This window comes from Streptomyces sp. NBC_00344, assembly GCF_036088315.1.
GTDB lineage: Bacteria > Actinomycetota > Actinomycetes > Streptomycetales > Streptomycetaceae > Streptomyces.
The window spans coordinates 2,449,234-2,467,407 of record NZ_CP107996.1 but is presented as its reverse complement, the minus strand read 5'-3'; the positions used below and the strand labels follow the sequence as shown (position 1 = coordinate 2,467,407).

The 18,174-nt window shown below is 70.1% G+C and carries 14 protein-coding genes; 6 read left to right on the top strand and 8 right to left on the bottom strand.

Going from position 1 to position 18,174, the window contains the following annotated elements:
* Positions 1–133 precede the first annotated feature (133 nt).
* The gene (locus tag OHS16_RS10995) at positions 134–700 is read right to left on the bottom strand and encodes a Uma2 family endonuclease (RefSeq protein ID WP_328537004.1); all 567 of its coding nucleotides are present in this window, start codon (positions 698–700) and stop codon (positions 134–136) included.
* Between the two features lie 244 nt (positions 701–944).
* On the opposite strand from OHS16_RS10995, the gene OHS16_RS10990 reads away from it, so the two are divergent.
* Positions 945–2,954 carry a thioredoxin domain-containing protein gene (locus tag OHS16_RS10990; RefSeq protein WP_328537003.1) on the top strand — a complete coding sequence of 670 codons (2,010 nt, stop codon included), beginning with the start codon at positions 945–947 and terminating at the stop codon, positions 2,952–2,954.
* A gap of 78 nt (positions 2,955–3,032) precedes the next feature.
* On the opposite strand, the gene trhA is transcribed toward OHS16_RS10990, so the two are convergent.
* Positions 3,033–3,701: a PAQR family membrane homeostasis protein TrhA gene (gene trhA, locus OHS16_RS10985; RefSeq protein ID WP_328537002.1), complete on the bottom strand. Its 669-nt coding sequence runs from the start codon at positions 3,699–3,701 to the stop codon at positions 3,033–3,035.
* A 256-nt stretch (positions 3,702–3,957) separates the two neighbouring features.
* On the opposite strand from trhA, the gene OHS16_RS10980 reads away from it, so the two are divergent.
* Positions 3,958–5,790 carry a phosphoenolpyruvate carboxykinase (GTP) gene (locus OHS16_RS10980; protein WP_328537001.1) on the top strand — a complete coding sequence of 611 codons (1,833 nt, stop codon included), beginning with the start codon at positions 3,958–3,960 and terminating at the stop codon, positions 5,788–5,790.
* 249 nt (positions 5,791–6,039) lie between these two features.
* Here the strand turns inward: OHS16_RS10980 and OHS16_RS10975 are convergent, their stop codons facing one another.
* The 4 genes from OHS16_RS10975 to OHS16_RS10960 form a co-directional block, all read right to left on the bottom strand.
* A complete protein-coding gene (locus tag OHS16_RS10975; RefSeq protein WP_328537000.1) occupies positions 6,040–6,420 on the bottom strand; it encodes an SCO4983 family protein in 381 nt (126 codons plus the stop codon).
* Between the two features lie 87 nt (positions 6,421–6,507).
* The gene (locus tag OHS16_RS10970; RefSeq protein WP_328536999.1) at positions 6,508–7,719 is read right to left on the bottom strand and encodes a pyridoxal phosphate-dependent aminotransferase; all 1,212 of its coding nucleotides are present in this window, start codon (positions 7,717–7,719) and stop codon (positions 6,508–6,510) included.
* A gap of 99 nt (positions 7,720–7,818) precedes the next feature.
* Positions 7,819–9,423 (bottom strand): N-acyl-D-amino-acid deacylase family protein, encoded by a 1,605-nt coding sequence (locus tag OHS16_RS10965; RefSeq protein WP_328536998.1) that lies wholly within the window; start codon positions 9,421–9,423, stop codon positions 7,819–7,821.
* 17 nt (positions 9,424–9,440) lie between these two features.
* A complete protein-coding gene (locus OHS16_RS10960) occupies positions 9,441–10,691 on the bottom strand; it encodes an amino acid deaminase (protein ID WP_328536997.1) in 1,251 nt (416 codons plus the stop codon).
* 134 nt (positions 10,692–10,825) lie between these two features.
* Here OHS16_RS10960 and OHS16_RS10955 point away from each other — a divergent pair, with 134 nt between their 5' ends.
* The 4 genes from OHS16_RS10955 to OHS16_RS10940 all read left to right on the top strand — a co-directional run bounded on the left by OHS16_RS10955 (position 10,826) and on the right by OHS16_RS10940 (position 14,691).
* Complete coding sequence (locus OHS16_RS10955; protein WP_443042592.1) at positions 10,826–11,869, top strand: sugar kinase; 1,044 nt, start codon at positions 10,826–10,828, stop codon at positions 11,867–11,869.
* Entirely contained in the window at positions 11,866–12,672 is an 807-nt protein-coding gene (locus tag OHS16_RS10950; protein ID WP_328536996.1) for an IclR family transcriptional regulator, read from the top strand. Before OHS16_RS10955 ends, OHS16_RS10950 begins: the two co-directional genes overlap by 4 nt.
* Complete coding sequence (locus OHS16_RS10945; RefSeq protein ID WP_328536995.1) at positions 12,669–13,079, top strand: RidA family protein; 411 nt, start codon at positions 12,669–12,671, stop codon at positions 13,077–13,079. Before OHS16_RS10950 ends, OHS16_RS10945 begins: the two co-directional genes overlap by 4 nt.
* Positions 13,080–13,221: 142 nt before the next feature.
* Entirely contained in the window at positions 13,222–14,691 is a 1,470-nt protein-coding gene (locus OHS16_RS10940; protein ID WP_328536994.1) for a GntP family permease, read from the top strand.
* An 87-nt stretch (positions 14,692–14,778) separates the two neighbouring features.
* On the opposite strand, the gene OHS16_RS10935 is transcribed toward OHS16_RS10940, so the two are convergent.
* Together OHS16_RS10935 and OHS16_RS10930 are read right to left on the bottom strand one after the other, a co-directional pair.
* Positions 14,779–17,622 carry an FUSC family protein gene (locus OHS16_RS10935; protein ID WP_328536993.1) on the bottom strand — a complete coding sequence of 948 codons (2,844 nt, stop codon included), beginning with the start codon at positions 17,620–17,622 and terminating at the stop codon, positions 14,779–14,781.
* Positions 17,619–18,077, bottom strand: coding sequence for a MarR family winged helix-turn-helix transcriptional regulator (locus OHS16_RS10930; RefSeq protein ID WP_328536992.1), 459 nt, complete (start codon positions 18,075–18,077; stop codon positions 17,619–17,621). The genes OHS16_RS10935 and OHS16_RS10930 overlap by 4 nt, the downstream gene beginning before the upstream one ends.
* Between the last annotated feature and the right edge of the window lie 97 nt (positions 18,078–18,174).

The following is an 18,174-nucleotide window of genomic DNA, read 5'->3' as shown; positions in this document are numbered from 1 at the left end:
TCGTGCTGCTCGCAGCAGGCGATCTCAAGCTGTCCAGCGCATCAGCGATTGGCGAAACGGGAAGCACGCACCGGCAAACAAGCTCTTTCGACAGTTCCTCCGTGCCAGCGAGGAGAAAAATCTTCCAGCACCGTCAGATGGTTCCCAGGTCCACGGTGATGGAGAAGGGTGCGGCAGCCTTGATCGCGCCGGTGAAGATCTCGCCGTCCCTGTAGGCCTTGGTGGCGGGGTCGAGAACGTATGTGTAGACGATCGGGACCCCGGTCGCGGCCTGTTCGATACGCCAGTAGAAGGGGATACCGGCCTTGGCGTACTGGTCCACCTTCACGATCCGGTCGGTGGTCTCCGAGCCGGGCGACACGACCTCGACGACCAGAAGTACGTGTTCGGGGCGGGTGGGCGTGAGATCGATGGTCTCTGCTCGGTAGACGACGACGTCCGGACGGCGGTTGGTGAGGGGAACGTCCTGCAGGCGGACGTCGAAGTCAGTGTCGGCGTTCCAGTCCGAGCCGGCGGCGGCGTCCAGGGCATTGGCCAGGATTCGGGCCAGCCGGTTGTGCCGCTTGGACGCGCTTGGGCTCACGACGACCATTCCGTCCACGATCTCGATGCCGGCACACTGCTCCTCGGACCACGAGTCGTACTGCTCCGCGCTGATCTGCGTATGCATCCACGCGGGCGCCACCATCCCGGCGGTCATGGTGTACCTCCTTCGAGGAGCCTCGGCAGTCCGGCGCTGTTGTGCTCAGCCTACTGTCCTGCGATGCCGGGGCACCTGATTCGGAAGACCGCGGCGGCTCCCCTTCCTCTGTCCCGGCTTCTCCCAAGTGAGTGGTGAGGCTGTTGTCGCGCACGTGATGGCGCACAAGTGCAATTCGGCCAGGCGAGGCAGCGCCTTCGCCGGCTTCACCAACTGGGTTGGGGCCTGTGAGAGGCTGGCTCGTATGAACCGGTTGGCTGGTGTGACCTCGCCTTATCTGCTTCAGCATGCTGACAATCCGGTCGACTGGTGGCCTTGGACGCCGGAGGCTTTTGAGGAAGCCCGGCGGCGTGACGTACCTGTTCTGCTGTCAGTTGGCTACTCAGCGTGCCACTGGTGCCATGTGATGGCTCATGAATCGTTCGAGGACGAGCGCACCGCCGCGTACACCAACGAGCACTTCGTCGCGGTCAAGGTCGACCGCGAGGAGCGCCCCGACGTCGACGCCGTCTACATGGAGGCCGTCCAGGCCGCCACGGGCCAGGGCGGCTGGCCCATGACCGTGTTCCTGAACGCCGATGCCCAGCCGTTCTACTTCGGTACCTACTTCCCGCCCGAGCCCCGGCACGGGATGCCGTCGTTCCTTCAGGTGCTCGAAGGTGTCACGGCTGCCTGGACCGACCGGCGCGGTGAGGTCGACGAGGTCGCGGGAAAGGTCGTGGAGGACCTGTCCGCCCGCTCGCTCGCCCTTGACGCGCCCGGGATTCCGGGCGAGGACGAGCTGGCGCAGGCGCTGCTCGGACTGACCCGGGAGTACGACGCGAAGAGCGCCGGATTCGGCGGGGCGCCGAAGTTCCCGGCGTCGATGACCATCGAGTTCCTGCTGCGGCACTACGCGCGCACCGGCTCGGAAGGCGCCCTCCAGATGGCCGCCGACACCTGTGAGGCGATGGCCCGCGGCGGGATGTACGACCAGCTCGGCGGCGGGTTCGCGCGCTACTCGGTCGACCGGGACTGGATGGTGCCGCACTTCGAGAAGATGCTCTACGACAACGCACTGCTCTGCCGGGTGTACGCCCATCTGTGGCGGGTCACCGGTTCTCCGCTCGCACGCAGGGTGGCTCTGGAGACCGCCGACTTCATCGTGTCCGAACTGCGCACCCCGGAGGGCGGGTTCGCCTCGGCTCTGGACGCGGACAGCGAGGACGCGGAGGGGAACCATGTCGAGGGCGCCTATTACGTCTGGACACCGGAGCAGCTGCGCGGGGTGCTGGGCGGGCAGGACGGCGACCGGGCGGCCGAACTGTACGCGGTGACCGAGGACGGGACCTTCGAGGAAGGCGCATCGGTGCTTCAACTGCCGGGTGCCGAAGCCCCGTCCGAGCTGCGCGAACGGCTGCTCGTGGCCCGCGCGCTGCGTCCCGGGCCCGGCAGGGACGACAAGGTGGTCGCCGCCTGGAACGGGCTCGCCATCGCCGCGCTGGCGGAGACCGGCACCTACTTCGACCGGCCGGACCTGGTCGAGCGGGCCACCGAGGCCGCCGATCTGCTGGTGCGCGTGCACATGGACGACGGCGCGCGCCTCTCGCGTACGTCCAAGGACGGCAAGGTCGGCGCCAACGCGGGGGTTCTCGAGGACTACGCCGATGTCGCCGAGGGCTTCCTCGCGCTGGCCGGGGTCACCGGGGAGGGAGTCTGGCTGGAATTCGCCGGGTTCCTGCTCGACTTGGTGCTCGACGGGTTCGTGGGGGAGAACGGCACCCTGTACGACACCGCGCACGATGCCGAACAGCTGATCCGCAGGCCGCAGGACCCGACGGACAGTGCCACCCCTTCCGGCTGGACCGCGGCCGCGGGGGCGCTGTTGTCCTATGCGGCGCATACCGGATCGGAGGCCCACCGCACGGCTGCCGAGCGGGCTCTGGGTGTGGTGAAGGCGCTGGGCCCGCGGGCACCGCGGTTCATCGGATGGGGTCTTGCCGTCGCGGAGGCGGTCCTCGACGGGCCGCGCGAGGTGGCCGTGGTGGGACCGGCCGGCGACGCGGAGACCGCGGCGCTGCACAGGACCGCGCTGCTCGCCACGGCGCCGGGCGCGGTCGTCGCGGTCGGCGCGAGCGGCAGTGAGGAATTCCCTCTGCTCGCCCACCGGCCGCTGATCGACGGGCACCCGGCCGCTTACGTCTGCAGGAACTTCACCTGTGAGGCACCGACGCCCGACCCGGGCGTGCTCGCGCAGCAGCTGGGCCGGGCCTGAACACCCACGAGCGGGCGGACGGCACACCACCGGCGGGCGGACGGCGCACGCCGTCCGCCCGCCGGTGGTGCCTGACTGTCAGTACGCGATCAGTGAGATCGCGACGTACTGGGTGATGAAGGCGGCCAGCGTGAGCGAGTGGAACACCTCGTGGAAGCCGAACCAACTCGGTGAGGGATCAGGGCGCTTGAGCGCGTAGATCACGCCGCCCGCGCTGTAGAGCAGCCCGCCCACGATGACGCAGACGAGCACGGCCACACCGCCCGCGTGCATGAAGTCGGGCAGAAAGAAGACGGCCGCCCAGCCCATGGCGATGTAACAGGGCGTGTAGAGCCAGCGTGGCGCGCCCACCCAGAACACCCGGAAGGCGATCCCGGCGAGAGCCGCCGCCCAGACCGCCCAGAGCAGCGGGGTCGCGGTGGACGAGGGGAGCAGCAGCAGGGTGAGCGGTGTGTAGGTGCCCGCGATGATCAGGAAGATGTTCGCGTGGTCCAGCCTGCGCAGGACGGCCTCGCCCGCGCGGCCCCAGGTCCCCCGGTGGTACACCGCGCTGACCCCGAAGAGCATGCACGCCGTGAGGATGTAGACGGCGCAGGCCACTCGGGCGCGGGTCGAGTCCGCGAGAGCGACGAGCGCGAGGCCCGCGACGATCACTGCGGGGAACATCCCGGCGTGCAGCCAGCCCCGCAGCCTCGGCTTCACCGGCGTCGGAAGTATCTCGGTCACTTCGCTGGCGGCAGGAGTCATACGGCGATGCTACCTACGCTTCCGTAGGTCCGTCGGCCCCGGGCCGTCTGCGCCTGCCCGGGGCCGACGGTCGCGGCCACGAGTGGCGATGCTCACGTGAGAGGCCCTCTGGACATATGGGCGGAAGGCGCGGATGATCAGATGAGTGCAAGCGGCACCGGATGAGCGCCAGAGGATTTCACACGTGAAGCGTCCGGGTCGTGACCCCCAAGGGGCGAAACAACCCTCATCCCGCCCAACCTGCATAGGAGCAATCGTGGCGCGCGACATCGCGGCTCCCGCTGTCCTCCCGACCCAGCACCAGGAACTGATCTCGTGGGTCAACGAGATCGTCGAGCTGACGCAACCGGACAGCGTGGTCTGGTGTGACGGATCCGAAGCCGAGTACGAGCGGCTGTGCGACGAGCTCGTGGCCAAGGGGACGTTCAGGAAGCTCGACCCGGCCAAGCGCCCGAACTCCTACTACGCCGCGTCCGACCCGTCGGACGTGGCGCGCGTCGAGGACCGTACGTTCATCTGCTCCGTCAAGGAGGAGGACGCGGGCCCGACCAACCGCTGGAAGGCTCCTGCGGAGATGCATGAGATCTTCAGCGGTGCCGGCGGCAGCGGCGGTATCTTCCGCGGATCGATGCGCGGCAGGACCATGTACGTCGTGCCCTTCTGCATGGGCCCGGTCGGCTCGCCGCTCTCCGCGATCGGCGTGGAGATCACCGACTCCGCGTACGTCGCCGTCTCCATGCGCACCATGACCCGCATGGGACAGCAGGTGCTGGACGAACTCGGCACCGACGGCTTCTTCGTGAAGGCGGTCCACACGCTGGGCGCTCCGCTCGCCGACGGCGAGGCGGATGTGCCATGGCCGTGCAACTCCACCAAGTACATCTCGCACTTCCCCGAGGAGCGCGAGATCTGGTCGTACGGTTCCGGCTACGGCGGCAACGCCCTGCTCGGCAAGAAGTGCTACGCCCTGCGCATCGCCTCGGTGATGGCCAGGGACGAGGGCTGGCTCGCCGAGCACATGCTGGTGCTCAAGCTGACGCCGCCGCACGGCGAGCCGAAGTACGTCGCCGCCGCGTTCCCCTCGGCCTGCGGCAAGACCAACCTGGCCATGCTGGAGCCCACCATCCCCGGCTGGACCGTGGAGACCATCGGCGACGACATCGCCTGGATGCGCTTCGGCGAGGACGGCCGGCTGTACGCGATCAACCCGGAGGCCGGGTTCTTCGGGGTGGCGCCGGGCACCGGTGAGCACACCAACGCCAACGCCATGAAGACCATGTGGGGCAACTCCGTCTTCACCAACGTCGCGCTCACCGATGACGGCGATGTCTGGTGGGAGGGCATGACCGAGGAGCCGCCCGCGCACCTCACGGACTGGAAGGGCAACGACTGGACCCCCGAGTCCGGCACGCCCGCCTCGCACCCCAACGCCCGCTTCACCGTGCCGGCCGGACAGTGCCCGACCATCGCGCCCGAGTGGGAGGACCCGAAGGGTGTGCCGATCTCGGCGATCCTCTTCGGCGGCCGCCGTGCGTCGGCCGTGCCGCTGGTCACCGAGTCCTTCGACTGGAACCACGGAGTCTTCCTGGGCGCCAACGTGGCGAGCGAGAAGACGGCCGCGGCCGAGGGCAAGGTCGGCGAGCTGCGCCGCGACCCGTTCGCCATGCTGCCCTTCTGTGGCTACAACATGGGCGACTACATGGGCCACTGGGTCAAGGTCGGTGCCGACAAGGACGCGTCCAAGCTCCCGAAGATCTACTACGTGAACTGGTTCCGCAAGAACGCGGCGGGCACGTTCGTGTGGCCCGGGTTCGGCGAGAACAGCCGGGTGCTGAAGTGGATCGTCGAGCGCCTCGAAGGCACTGGTGAGGGTGTCGAGACCCCCATCGGCATTCTTCCGGCCAAGGGCGCTCTGGACACCAAGGGCCTGGACGTCTCGGAGGCCGACATGGACTTCCTGCTCGACGTCGACAAGGAGGTCTGGCGCGAGGAGGCGGCGCTGGTGCCCGAGCACCTCAACACCTTCGGCGACCACGCTCCGAAGGAGCTGTGGGACGAGTACCGGGCGCTGGTCAAGCGTCTGGGCTGAGGCCCGGTAGAGCCACGCGGCGGGTTCATCCGACGTCCGCCCTGACCTGTGGGGTCCATCCGGCCCGCCGCGTACGGTCCGGCCCCCGACGCCCCCTCACGGCGTCGGGGGCCGGACTTTCCCGTCATGCTGCGGATGCGCGGTCCCGCAGGTGTGCCCCGCACGTCGTCCGCGCGTGTGACGTCCCCGTGTGCCGCAGGTGTGTGGCACCCGGTTCGCGCGCCTTCGCGGCCCGCGAACCGGGGCCGTTCAGAGGGCGCCGGTCAGATGCCGGGCTGCCGTGTGGGCGTCCATGCGCTCGGCCGCGAGAATCGCCGCGGCCGTGTCGGCGCGGGATGCGGCGACCACCAGCGCGCGCCCCGCGAGAGTGTGGGCGCGCTGGTGCAGGACGCCGTGATCGGTGCCGGAGGGGCCCGTGCCGCGGACCGGTTCGGTGCCGCGGAGCCTGGTCACCTGGGCTGCGATCCGGTCGCCGTCGCCGGTGAGGCCGAGCTCGTCCGTGACGGCGAGCAGCGCGGCCAGATGGCCCGCGAGCTGGATGTCCAGCTCCTCCTCGCGTGAGCGGTGCGGGTAGGCCGTGGAATCGTCGGCCGTCGACTGGACCGATTTGGTGCGGATCGGTTCATACATGGGATGGCCTCCCTCTCGTCGACAGGAGACCATCCTAGCTTGGATTCTGTCTAAAGTTGTCTGTGGTCGTGATATCCGAACCGCCCGCTAACGCTGCGTGTACCCGTCGAGGAAACTGCCGATCCGGGTCACCGCGTCCGTCAGCTCCTTGGCCGTCGGCAGTGTCACGATGCGGAAGTGATCGGGCTCCGGCCAGTTGAAGCCGGTGCCGTGCACCACCATGATCTTCTCGGCGCGCAGCAGGTCCAGGACCATCCGGCGGTCGTCCTTGACCTTGTAGACCTTCGGGTCCAGTCGCGGAAAGAGGTAGAGCGCCCCCTTCGGCTTCACACAGGTCACCCCGGGAATCTGCGTGAGCAGCTCGTACGCGGTGTCACGCTGCTCCAGGATGCGCCCGCCGGGCAGTACCAGGTCCTCGATCGACTGCCGGCCGCCGAGCGCGGTGGCCACCGCGTGCTGCGAGGGCATATTGGCGCAGAGCCGCATGTTGGCCAGGATCGTCAGGCCCTCGATGTACGAGGACGCATGCGCCTTGGGGCCGCAGACCGCCATCCAGCCGGAGCGGAAGCCGGCCACCCGGTAGTTCTTGGAGAGCCCGTTGAAGGTCAGCACCATCAGATCGGGGGCGATGGCCGCGGTGGGGGTGTGGGTGGCCCCGTCGTAGAGGATCCGGTCGTAGATCTCGTCCGAGCAGACGATCAGATTGTGCCGGCGGGCGATCTCCGCGATACCCCGCAGCATCTCGTCGTCGTAGACAGCGCCCGTGGGGTTGTTCGGGTTGATGACGACGATGGCCTTGGTGCGGTCGGTGACCTTGCGCTCGATGTCGGCGAGATCCGGCATCCAGTCGGCCTGCTCGTCGCAGCGGTAGTGCACGGCCGTACCGCCCGCCAGCGAGACGGACGCCGTCCACAGCGGGTAGTCCGGCGCCGGGACCAGCACTTCGTCGCCGTCGTCCAGCAGCGCCTGCATGGACATCTGGATCAGCTCGGAGACGCCGTTGCCGAGGTAGATGTCCTCGACGTCCAGGTCGATGCCCTTGGTCTGGTAGTGCTGCATCACCGCGCGCCGCGCGGAGAGCAGCCCCTTCGCGTCGCCGTAGCCGTGGGCGCCGCCGAGATTGCGCAGCATGTCCTCGAGGATCTCCGGCGGGCACTCGAAGCCGAAGGCCGCCGGGTTGCCGGTGTTCAGCTTGAGGATGCGGTGACCCGCTGCTTCCAGCCGCATTGCCTCCTCGAGCACCGGGCCCCGGATCTCGTAACAGACATTGGCGAGCTTCGTTGACTGGATCACCTGCATGTCCGACACCTTACGGGCGCGTCACGGGGTATGCCGTGGTGTTCTCGCCCACACGGGGAGCGAAGGGGCAGGATCCGGCCGCCCGGGGGCGGGACGGCATCAGGCACCGCCCGGTGTACGCCGTACGGAGCGCCCCGCGAGCACGTCGGTGCGCCTGCCGTCCTCGATGACGGGACGGCCGTCGATCAGGACATGCGGGATGCCGGTGGGCAGGGTGCGCGGCACGTCGAAGGTGGAGCCGGCCGCGACCGTCTCCGGATCGAAGAGCACCAGGTCGGCGCGGTATCCCTCGCGGATCAGCCCCCGGTCGGGCAGCCTCAGCCGGGCCGCGGGCCGCGAGGTGAGATGCGCCACGCACTCCTCGAGCGTGAGCACGCCCAGTTCGCGAACGTAGCGGCCCAGATACTGCGGGAACGTGCCGTAGGCGCGCGGATGCGGCTTGGATCCCTGGAGGATCCCGTCGCTTCCGCCGGTGTGCACCCGGTGGCGCATGATCTGTTGGACGTTCTCCTCGTGGCCGACGTGCTGGAGGATCGTCGACCCGAGCCGGTCGTCGATGAGCAACCGCCGGGCGGTGACCCAGGGTTCCTCGCCGCGCTCGGCCGCGCTGCGGGCGACCGTCTTGCCGACGCAGCCCGCCAGGCCGGGATCGGCCACCCCGGAGATCTCGATGGCATCCCATTCGATGGGCACGCCGTGACAGCCGTCGGCGCCCTCGACCTCCATCACCCGGCGGATCTCCGCGGCCGTGGTGTCGTCCCTCAGCCGCGCCAGGATCGCGTCGGGTCCGCCCTCGCTCGCCCAGCTGGGCAGCATCGCGACGAGCGTGGTGCAGCCGGGGGTGTACGGGTAGGTGTCGAGCGAGATGTCGGCGCCGCTGTCCAGCGCCCGGTCCAGCAGGGAGAGCAGCTCGGGCGCCTTCCCCTTGTTGACACCGAAGTTCATGGTGGCGTGCGCGAGATGCAGGGCGCAGCCCGCCGCCCGGGTGAGGCCGACCATTTCCTCGTAGGCCTGGAGGGCGCCCGCGCCGTAACTGCGGTGATGCGGGCAGTAGTAACCGCCGTAGCGGGCCACCACCCGGCACAGCTCGGTCAGTTCGGCGTCGTCGGCGTACATCCCGGGTGTGTAGGTGAGCCCGGAGGACATCCCGACAGCACCCTGCTCCATTCCCTCGGCCACGAGCTGCTTCATCCGCTCGGTCTCGGCGGCGGTGGCGGGACGGTCGTCCCAGCCCACCGCGTACATCCGGACGGTGCCCTGCGGGATCAGATAGGCCGCGTTCACCGCGATGCCGCGGTCCAGCCGGTCCAGATAGCCGCCGACCGTCCGCCAGTCGAAGTCGATGTCGGAGCCGTCGCCGTTCCAGCCGGTGATGGAACGGCGGACCTGGGCGAGTGTCCTGTCGTCCACGGGCGCGTACGACAGGCCGTCCTGGCCGAGCACTTCGAGCGTCACGCCCTGTGCGGCCTTCGCCTCGTGCCCGGGGTCACGCAGCAGTGCCAGGTCGGAGTGGGCATGCATGTCGATGAAACCCGGCGAGAGGGCGAGCCCGTCCGCGTCGAGAACTCTGGCGGCGCCCGGCCGCCTGCCGGTTCCCTCGCGGGCGATGGCGGTGATGCGCCCGTTGTCCACGGCCACATCGGCCCGGTAGGAGGCGCCGCCGGTGCCGTCGATGACCCGCGCGCCGCGGATGACGAGATCCATGACCTTGCTCCGGCCTCTCAGAAGTACGTACGGATGTAGTCGGTGACCGTGCCGTCCGCCGTGACCAGGGGGATCAGCTGCCATTTGTCGAACGACGTGCACGGATGCGAGAGGCCGAGGCCCACCCAGTCGCCGACTTCGAGGTCTGCCTCCTGGCCGGTCGTCAGCCACCCGTGCTGGTCGGAGAGTCCGGTGACCGTGATGCCGGTGGCGGGCCTGATCTCGCCGGTGCGCGCGTCCCGTACGACCTGTGCCTCCGGCAGATCCAGGTCGTACGCCGCGTCGCGCTTGCCGGCGTTGACGAAGGCCTGCTCGCCGGTGGGCCGGGACACGACCTGCGCCCAGAGCCGGAACGCGGGCTGCAGGGCGCCCTCTTCGGGCACCCTGTTGAAGGGGGTGAGGTGCTTGTAGTGCCCGTCGTCGTGCGAGACGTAGGCACCGGAACGCAGCAGTTTCAGCACCGGTACGGAAAGCCCCGGGACCTCGGAGAAGACATCGGCGACCGCGTCGAACCAGGCGCTGCCGCCCGCACTGAGCACGATCTCGTCGAGCCCTTCGAAGCGGCCCGCCCGGTCGAAGTCCACGGCCAGTGCGACGAGGCGGCGCAGCCACTCGCGGACCAGCGGGCCGTCGGCGCCCGGCACCTCGCCCTCGTACCCGGCAACGCCCACCAGACGGAGCGTGCGTGTGGCGGCGACCGCGTCGGCGACCGCGGCGCACTCGGCCGCCGAGCGTGCTCCGGTCCTGGCCCCGTCACCCGCGCCCAGCTCGACCACCACGTCCAGCGGACGCGGGCACCCGCGCAGCGCCTCGTCCATCAGCTCGACGCCACGCACCGAATCGACGTAGCAGAGGAACCGGAAGCCGGGGTCGGCGGCGAGTTCGGCGGCGATCCACCGCAGTGCCGCCGCGTCCACGATCTCGTTGGCGACGAAGATCCGCTGGACGCCGAAGGCGCGGGCGACCCTGACCTGGTGGGGTACGGCCAGAGTGATGCCCCAGGCGCCGTGCGCGGTCTGCTGGGCGAAGAGCTGCGGAGCCATCGATGTCTTGCCGTGCGGGGCGAAGGCGAGGCCGTGCCGTTCGGAGTAGGTCTCCATCAGCGCCAGGTTGTGCTCGACCGACTCCGCGGAGAGGGCGAGCACCGGGGTGGTGAACCCGCCGGTGAAGAGGTTCCGGCGCTCGGCCGCCAGCGCGTCGACGGTGAGTCCCGATGCGCCGGGCGGCAGGCCCTTGAACCGATGGTCGACCACTTCTTCGCCGGTCATGGAGCCTCCCAGTAATCGGCGTTGCATCATGTGCAACGCTCATTGCGCATATCGCTCAGTGCTGTCTAACATCCGAGCCATCGCCGGGTCAACGACTGTCCCCGGCCGCCCAGCACTGAGGAGCGAGAGCGATCGTGACCGCGCAGCACACACCGGTGGACGTCGTCTGTCTGGGCGAGTCCATGGTCACGTTCCTGCCGTCGCAGCCCGGCCGCCTCGCCGATGTACCGTCCTTCGACCGCGGCATCGGCGGAGCCGAGTCCAACGTCGCGTGCGCGCTCGCCGCCGCGGGGCACCGGACCCGGTGGGTCAGCCGCGTCGGGGCGGACGGCTTCGGCGACCACCTGGTGGAGACCGTCGCCTCGTACGGTGTCGACACCTCGGCGGTCCAGCGCGACCCGCACCGCCCCACCGGCGTCTACTTCCGCACCGCCGACGACCGGGACACCGATCACCACGAGGTCGTCTACTACCGGGCGGGCTCCGCGGCGAGCGCGATGTCACCCGCGACGATGCGGCGCGAGGACCTGTGGTCGGGCCGGGTCCTCCATCTGTCCGGCATCACCGCGGCGCTCTCGCCGGGCTGCCTCGATCTGACGCGCCACCTCACGGAACGCTCCGACGGGCGCCCGTACGTGTCGTTCGACGTGAACCACCGGCCCGGTCTGTGGCGGGACGCCGCGGGCGCCGGGGTGCTGCTCGAGCTGGCGCGCGGCGCGGACCTGGTGTTCGTCGGGGAGGACGAGGCGGAAGCGGCCTGGGGTGTCCGGGGGGCCGGAGCGATCCGCGAGGCGCTGCCCGAGCCGTCGGTACTCGTGGTCAAGCGGGGGGCCGCGGGAGTGACGGTCTTCTCCGCCGACGGCCTCGCACCGGACGCCACCGACACCGTCACCACCGTCCCCGCCCTGCTGGTCGACGTCGTCGCCCCCGTCGGCGCCGGAGACGCCTTCGCCGCCGGCTATCTGTCCGCCGCCATCCGCGGCCTTCCGGTCAGGGAACGGGCCAGGCACGGACATCTGATGGCCGCCGCCGCCCTCACCGTCCACGGAGACCTCGCCGCGCCCCCGTCCCGGACCCGGGCCGACCGCCTGGCGGCTCTCGACGACAGCGCCTGGGAGACACTTCGGGTCGGCCCGGGCTGGACCGCGGCCCCGGAGCAGGAGGTATGTACGCCATGAGCCAGACCGTGGACCGCGCACTCTCGATCCTGCCGCTGCTCGCCCAGGGCCCTGCCGACCTCGGCCAGGTCTCCGAGCGGCTCGGTGTCCACAAGTCCACCGCTCTGCGGCTGTTGCGCACGCTCCATGAGCACGGACTCGTCTACCGCCAGCAGGACCAGCGCTACCGCCTCGGCACGAGGCTCTTCGCGCTCGCCCAGGAAGCCGTCGAGAACCTCGACGTACGGGAGATCGCGCACCCGTACCTGTCGAAGCTCAACGAGGAGTGCGGGCACACCGTGCACCTGGCGGTGTACGAGGAGAACGAGGTCCTCTACATCGACAAGGTCGAGAGCCGCTATCCGGTACGGATGTACTCGCGGATCGGCAAGCCCGTCGCGATCACCGTCGCCGCCGTGGCCAAGCTGCTGCTCGCCGACCTTCCCGAGCCGGAGCGGCGGGCCGTCGCCGAACGGCTCGACTACCCCACCTACACGGCCCGTTCGACACCCAACGCCGGTGCCTTCCTGAAGGAACTGGCCACCGTGCGCGAACAGGGCTGGGCCACCGACCTGGGTGGCCACGAGGAGTCCATCAACTGCATCGGTGCCCCCATCAGGGGCGTCGACGGCCGTGTCGTCGCCGCGATGTCGATGTCGGCCCCCAACGTGGTCGTCACGGCCGAGGAACTCCTCACGCTGCTCCCGCTGGTGCGCCGCACGGCCGACGCCATCAGCGGCGAGTACGCGGGCACCGCTCCCCAGTCCAGAACCGTCCCCACGACCGCAGCACAGTCCGTACCCCCGAAGGAAGCCAGAGCATGACCGAGAAGACCGCCCTCACCCCCTCCACCCACACCGCACCGCCGGCGAAGTTCTCGCACGGTGTCCGCAAGGGCAACATCCTCCAGGTCGCCGGCCAGGTCGGCTTCCTGCCGGCCGTCGAGGGCCAGGCGCCCACCCCGGCAGGCCCGACCCTGCGCGAGCAGACCCTCCAGACCTTCGCCAACGTCAAGGCGATCCTGGAGGAGGGCGGCGCCGGCTGGGACGACGTGATGATGATGCGCGTCTACCTCACCGACGTGGACCACTTCGCGGAGATGAACGAGATCTACAACGCCTACTTCGAGGAGCAGGGCCTCAAGGCCCCCGCCTCGGCCCGCACCACCGTGTACGTGGGTCTGCCCGCAGGGCTGCTCATCGAGATCGACGCACTGGCCGTTCTCGGCTGATCGAGAGCGCTCCGATCTCTCCGCACCACATCACCCATATCCACCAGGGCACGGCGCCCGTTCCCCACCCGCGCAGCGGGAGGGCGCCGTGCCGTGCTCCCCCCTTCCCTGAAGTCCCCCAGGCAACAATGGAGTTCCGCCGATGTACTTCGCCGCAGAGACCCCCGCCGCGCCACCTCACACAGGTGGTCTGCTCGCCCTGGTCGGAGGCACCACCGGTCTGCTGACCGTCGCCGTCCTGGGCATCGCCCTCCTGCTCTTCCTGATCATCAAGGTCAGGCTGCAGCCGTTCGTCGCGCTGCTCGGCGTCTCCATAGCCGTCGGCCTCGGAGCCGGACTCTCCGTCACCGAACTCTTCGGCACGGTGCAGAAGTCCACGTCCGTCTCGCTGATCGAGTCCGGCATGGGTGGAATCCTCGGACACATCGCGATCATCATCGGGCTCGGCACCATGCTCGGCGCGATGCTCGAAGTGTCCGGCGGCGCCGAGGTGCTGAGCAGCCGCCTGCTCAACCTCTTCGGCGAGAAGCGCGCCCCGCTCGCCATGGGTCTCACCGGCCTCATCTTCGGTATCCCGGTCTTCTTCGACGTCGGCATCTTCGTGCTGGCGCCGATCGTCTACGCCGCGGCCAAGCGTTCCGGCAAGTCCATCGTCCTGTACGCGATGCCGCTGCTCGCGGGTCTCTCGATGACCCACGCATTCCTTCCCCCGCACCCCGGCCCGGTCGCCGCTGCCGCGCTCTTCCACGTGTCGCTCGGCTGGGTCATCCTCATCGGCGCCGCCTGCGGAATCCCCGCGGTCCTCGCCGCCTGGGTGTACGCCGCCTGGATCGGCAAGCGGCTCTTCGTCGAGGTCCCCCAGGACATGGTCGAGGCCGCCGAGGAGGCCAAGGCCGCGGTCGCCGCCGAGCAGCAGGCATCCGGCGTCAAGCCGCGGGAGGAGCCGGTGTCGCTGGGCACGGTCCTCGCCATCATCGGCACCCCGCTGATCCTGATCCTGCTCGCCACCTTCTCCTCGATCGCGCTGGACCCGTCGACCCTCCGTTCGGTCATCGAGTTCTTCGGTCACCCCTTCGTGGCGCTCACGATCGCCCTGCTGCTGTCGTACTACGTACTCGGCATCCGCCGCGGCTGGACGCGCAAGTCGCTCGAAGCGGTGTCCACGGCCTCGCTCAAGCCGGTCGGCAACATCCTGCTGGTGGTCGGTGCGGGTGGCATCTTCGGTGCGGTCCTCGCGGGCAGCGGCATCGCGGCCGCTCTCGCCAAGACCTTCAACGACGTGGGCCTGCCGGTCATCGTGCTCGCCTATCTGATCTCGCTGGTGCTGCGGGTCGCCCAGGGCAGTGCGACCGTCGCGATCGTGACGACGGCCGGCATCGTGCTCCCGCTGGTCGACGGACAGGGCCTCTCGCAGGCGCACCTCGCCCTGATCATCATGGCGATCTCGGCCGGTTCGATCTTCGCTTCGCAGGTCAACGACGGCGGGTTCTGGATGGTCTCCAAGTACTTCGGCATCTCGGAACGCGACACCCTGAAGTCCTGGACGGTCCTGGAGTCGGTGCTGTCGGTGGCGGGCTTCGTGATGGCGGGGCTGCTGAGCCTGGTGATCTAGCGGCCGGCCGGTGCTACGTACGGGGCGGGGCATCGCGGGCGATGCCCCGCCCCGTCGCGTGACGTCCCCGGTCCGGCGCCCGCGGGCTCAGTCCCGTGACGCGGGCGCCAGCTGGATGTCGTGGTGCATCTCGCCCGCCGGGAGCTTCACCGAGAGGAACTCCGCGCGCGGAGTGTGCGCCGAACCGGCAGCGATGAGTGTGTAGGTGCCGGGTGCCAGTCCGGTGATCCGGTAGCGGCCCGCGACTGCGCGGACTCGTGCCCAGCGCTTGCCCCGGGCACCGACCACCGTGATCCACGCATCGCAGTCGGCGGGGTGCACCGGACACCGCAGGTACCCGCTGACCGTGACGGAGCCCCCGGCATTCCGCGTCCGGCCCTGGCCGGCGCCCTCCCTGTGCGCAGCGGTCACCGCGTCCGGTACCGCGTCGCGGGAAGGGACGGGTGTTCCGGTCACGGCCGGCTGCGCTGTGCCGGCCGCAACCGGTCCGCGCGCTCCCGGTGCCCTGCCCGGATTCCGCCCGTCGCCCTGCCGGGTATGTGTGGCCCAGGCTGCCAGGACCTCCTGGGTACGGCGTTCACGCGGCGTGGCGGGCGGTGTCCGCGGGGCTTCGGCGGGCGCGGAATGCTGCTCGGTGGAGGCTGTGACGGTCTGCAGACCGTCGCCCTCGGCGAATCCGGCCAGCGCCTCGTCCAGCGCCGCCAGTTCCCTGAGCGCCGTGCGCAGCCGCTCGGCGCGGGGACCGGCCGCGGCGCTCAGCTGTGATTCGAGTTCCCGGACGAGTGGGCTCACCCGGACCCAGGTGCCGCCGGGCCCGCCGGTCGAGAAGCGCCGGTCGAGCGCGTGCAGGGACTCCAGGAAGGTCTGAGTGATCCGTTCGATGTGCCCGGTGAGCCGGGGCCCGAGGTCGATGTCGATGTCGGCCGCTGCGGCGAGTGCCCGTGCGTGCGCGGTGGCCGTGGCGAGCAGTGCGAGCCGGTTCTCCGCGCCGGGTCCCCGGATGCCCAGCGGCATCCGGACCAGCGGCCGGGCCACGCTGCGGACCTGGAACAGCGCCGCGTCGACCCCGCGGGCCGCGCCGCGCAGCCGGACGGGTGCTTCCGGGTCCTCCCACCGCTGGTGGATCTGGGACACCAGGTGCTCCAGCGCCGCGACATAGCCGCGGTCGGCCTCCTGGGCGATCTTGCGGGTGGTGAGCGGGAAGATGAGTGCGGCGCAGGCGGTGGCGACGAGTATTCCGATTCCGTTGTCCAGCAGACGCTCGGCCAGCAGGTGGTCCATCCCGCTGTAGGGGGTGGACATGCCGTAGAGCTGGACGAGAGCGGTGACGAGTCCCACGACCCAGTAAGCGTACTGGCGTTGCATGCCCCAGGCGCCGAGCGCCAGTCCCGCCACGATGACCAGCAAGGTCCCGTAGATGTGACCGGGGCCGATCAGATGGAGCAGCCAGATGCCGAGTACCGCGCCCACGACCGTGCCGGCCATCCGGTGGGCGAGCTTGCGCAGCCGTTCGTGCGTGGTGTTGGTACCGAACAGAGTGATCATCACGCCGACCAGGCCCCAGTAGAAGCGCCGGGGGTCGATGGCATCGGTGATCGGGCAGACGATCGCGCAGGCGACCGCCGCGTGCAGCGGTACGCGTATGTACGGGACGACTCGCCGCCATCCCTTCAGCTCCTGGGCCGCCGCGATCCGTCGGGCGACGGCGCCGGTCCCGGCCGGCCGGTTCTGCTCCAGTGCGACAGTGGGCTGGAAGGGAACCTTCGCCCGTGTCCTCGGCGCGTTCCAGCCGAGGTCGAGCCAGTGCGCCAGGGAGTCGGCGAGCGAGTCCAGGAGGTGACCGACGCGACGGGCCAGCACCGCGGCCTCGGCCTCGTCGGGACCGGCGCCCCGGTCGCCGAGGACATCGCCGGCCTGCTGCTGGATGAGCCGGGCCGCCGGGTGCAGTGCGTCGGCCCGGCCGAGCGGTGTGTCCCGGGCCACGACCAGCGCCACGACCATCGCCTCGCGAAGGTGCGGGGGCACGGGCAGCCGGGCGAGCCGCTGCACCGCCTGGCCGATGCCCTGCAGGGCGAGTTCGGCGTCGAAGAGGTACTGGTGGAGCAGTTCGGCGGTGTGGGGGGCGGCGGAGACCTCGGGCTGGGCGAGGCGGCCGTCGATGGTGAGGGTGGTGATGTTGAGACGGCGCAGGCTCCGCCGCATGCGCCTGATGGCGACGTCGTGATCGGCGTCGGGGTCCAGCGCCGCGGTAGCGGCGTCACCGACCCGGCGTGCCTCGACGACGAACGCGCGCTGGGTGCGCAGCAGATCCTCGCGGGGCATCGGACAGCAGAGCACCAGACGGGCGGCGAGGATGGCGGCTGAGCCCACCACGGCCACGACGAACAGTTTCCCGCACAGGTTCAGCGGGATGTTCGCCATGATGCCGACCATGAAGGAGTTGAAGAGCATCATGCCGGTGAGCAGCGCCAGCGATCCGAACCGCGCGAGGAAGAACGTCAGCGCGAGCGCCGCAACCATCAGGGTGAGTTCCAGCGCGCGGTCCTGGTGCAGCCACGCGGCGAGCGGCAGGACGGCGGAGTAGGGGAACGGCATCCACAGGACGGCGCGGGTCAGCCTGAGCGGCGTGTTCTCGGCGATGACGAACGCGCTCATCAGCCCCATCATGCCGCCGACCATCATGCCGAGCATGGCCGGAAGGGCCAGGGCGACGGACATCCCGTAACCGACCCCGAGGCCGGTGGTGACCGAGACCAGCGAACGCCATCCGGCCTGCAGCTGGCCGAGACCGGGGTCGGCCGCGAGCACACTGTCCCACCAGCGTCTCGGACCCCCGACCCGGCGGGGCGCGACGGCGCCTCCCGTACGGGGTGGGCGGCTCCCCTCCTTTCCGGCGGCGGGGTCGAGGGCTTCGGTGGCTGGGGTGGTCAACTGACCTCCGGTTCGACGGCGTGCAGAAGGGTGGATACCGCATCCCGGGCCAGGCCCACAGCCTGCTCGGGGGAGTCGACGTTCGTACGCAGCCCCTCGAGGAGAGCCGAGGCCATCCGCTGCCGTGCCCGTTCCAGCAGCTCCCGGCCCGCGGGGGTGAGCGAAGCCTCCACGGCGCGCCGGTCCCGGGAGCAGCGCTCTCGCTCGGTGAGCCCGCGCTCCTCCAACTCCTGGAGGACGACGGTCACCCGGGGCTGGGCGAGGCCGGTGTGTGCGGCGATCCCGGTGACCCGCCGCGGACCGGGCTCAAGGGCGTCGAGTACGGCGGTGTGGCTGCGCGGCAGCCCGAAATCCCCGGCCCGGAAGAGCGCTTGGGAGAGCCGCCCGATGCCCCGCAGGAGTCCTCGGGCGGCGTCCTCGATTCGCTGCTCGTCGGGGACGGGAGATAGATGCATATTGAAATTATATAGTGTCGCCGGCGGGCGGCACTCCACCGGCCGGGAGGGGTGCGAGCGGGACGGGCGCAACTGTCCGGTGCTTGGCGGCGAGGCG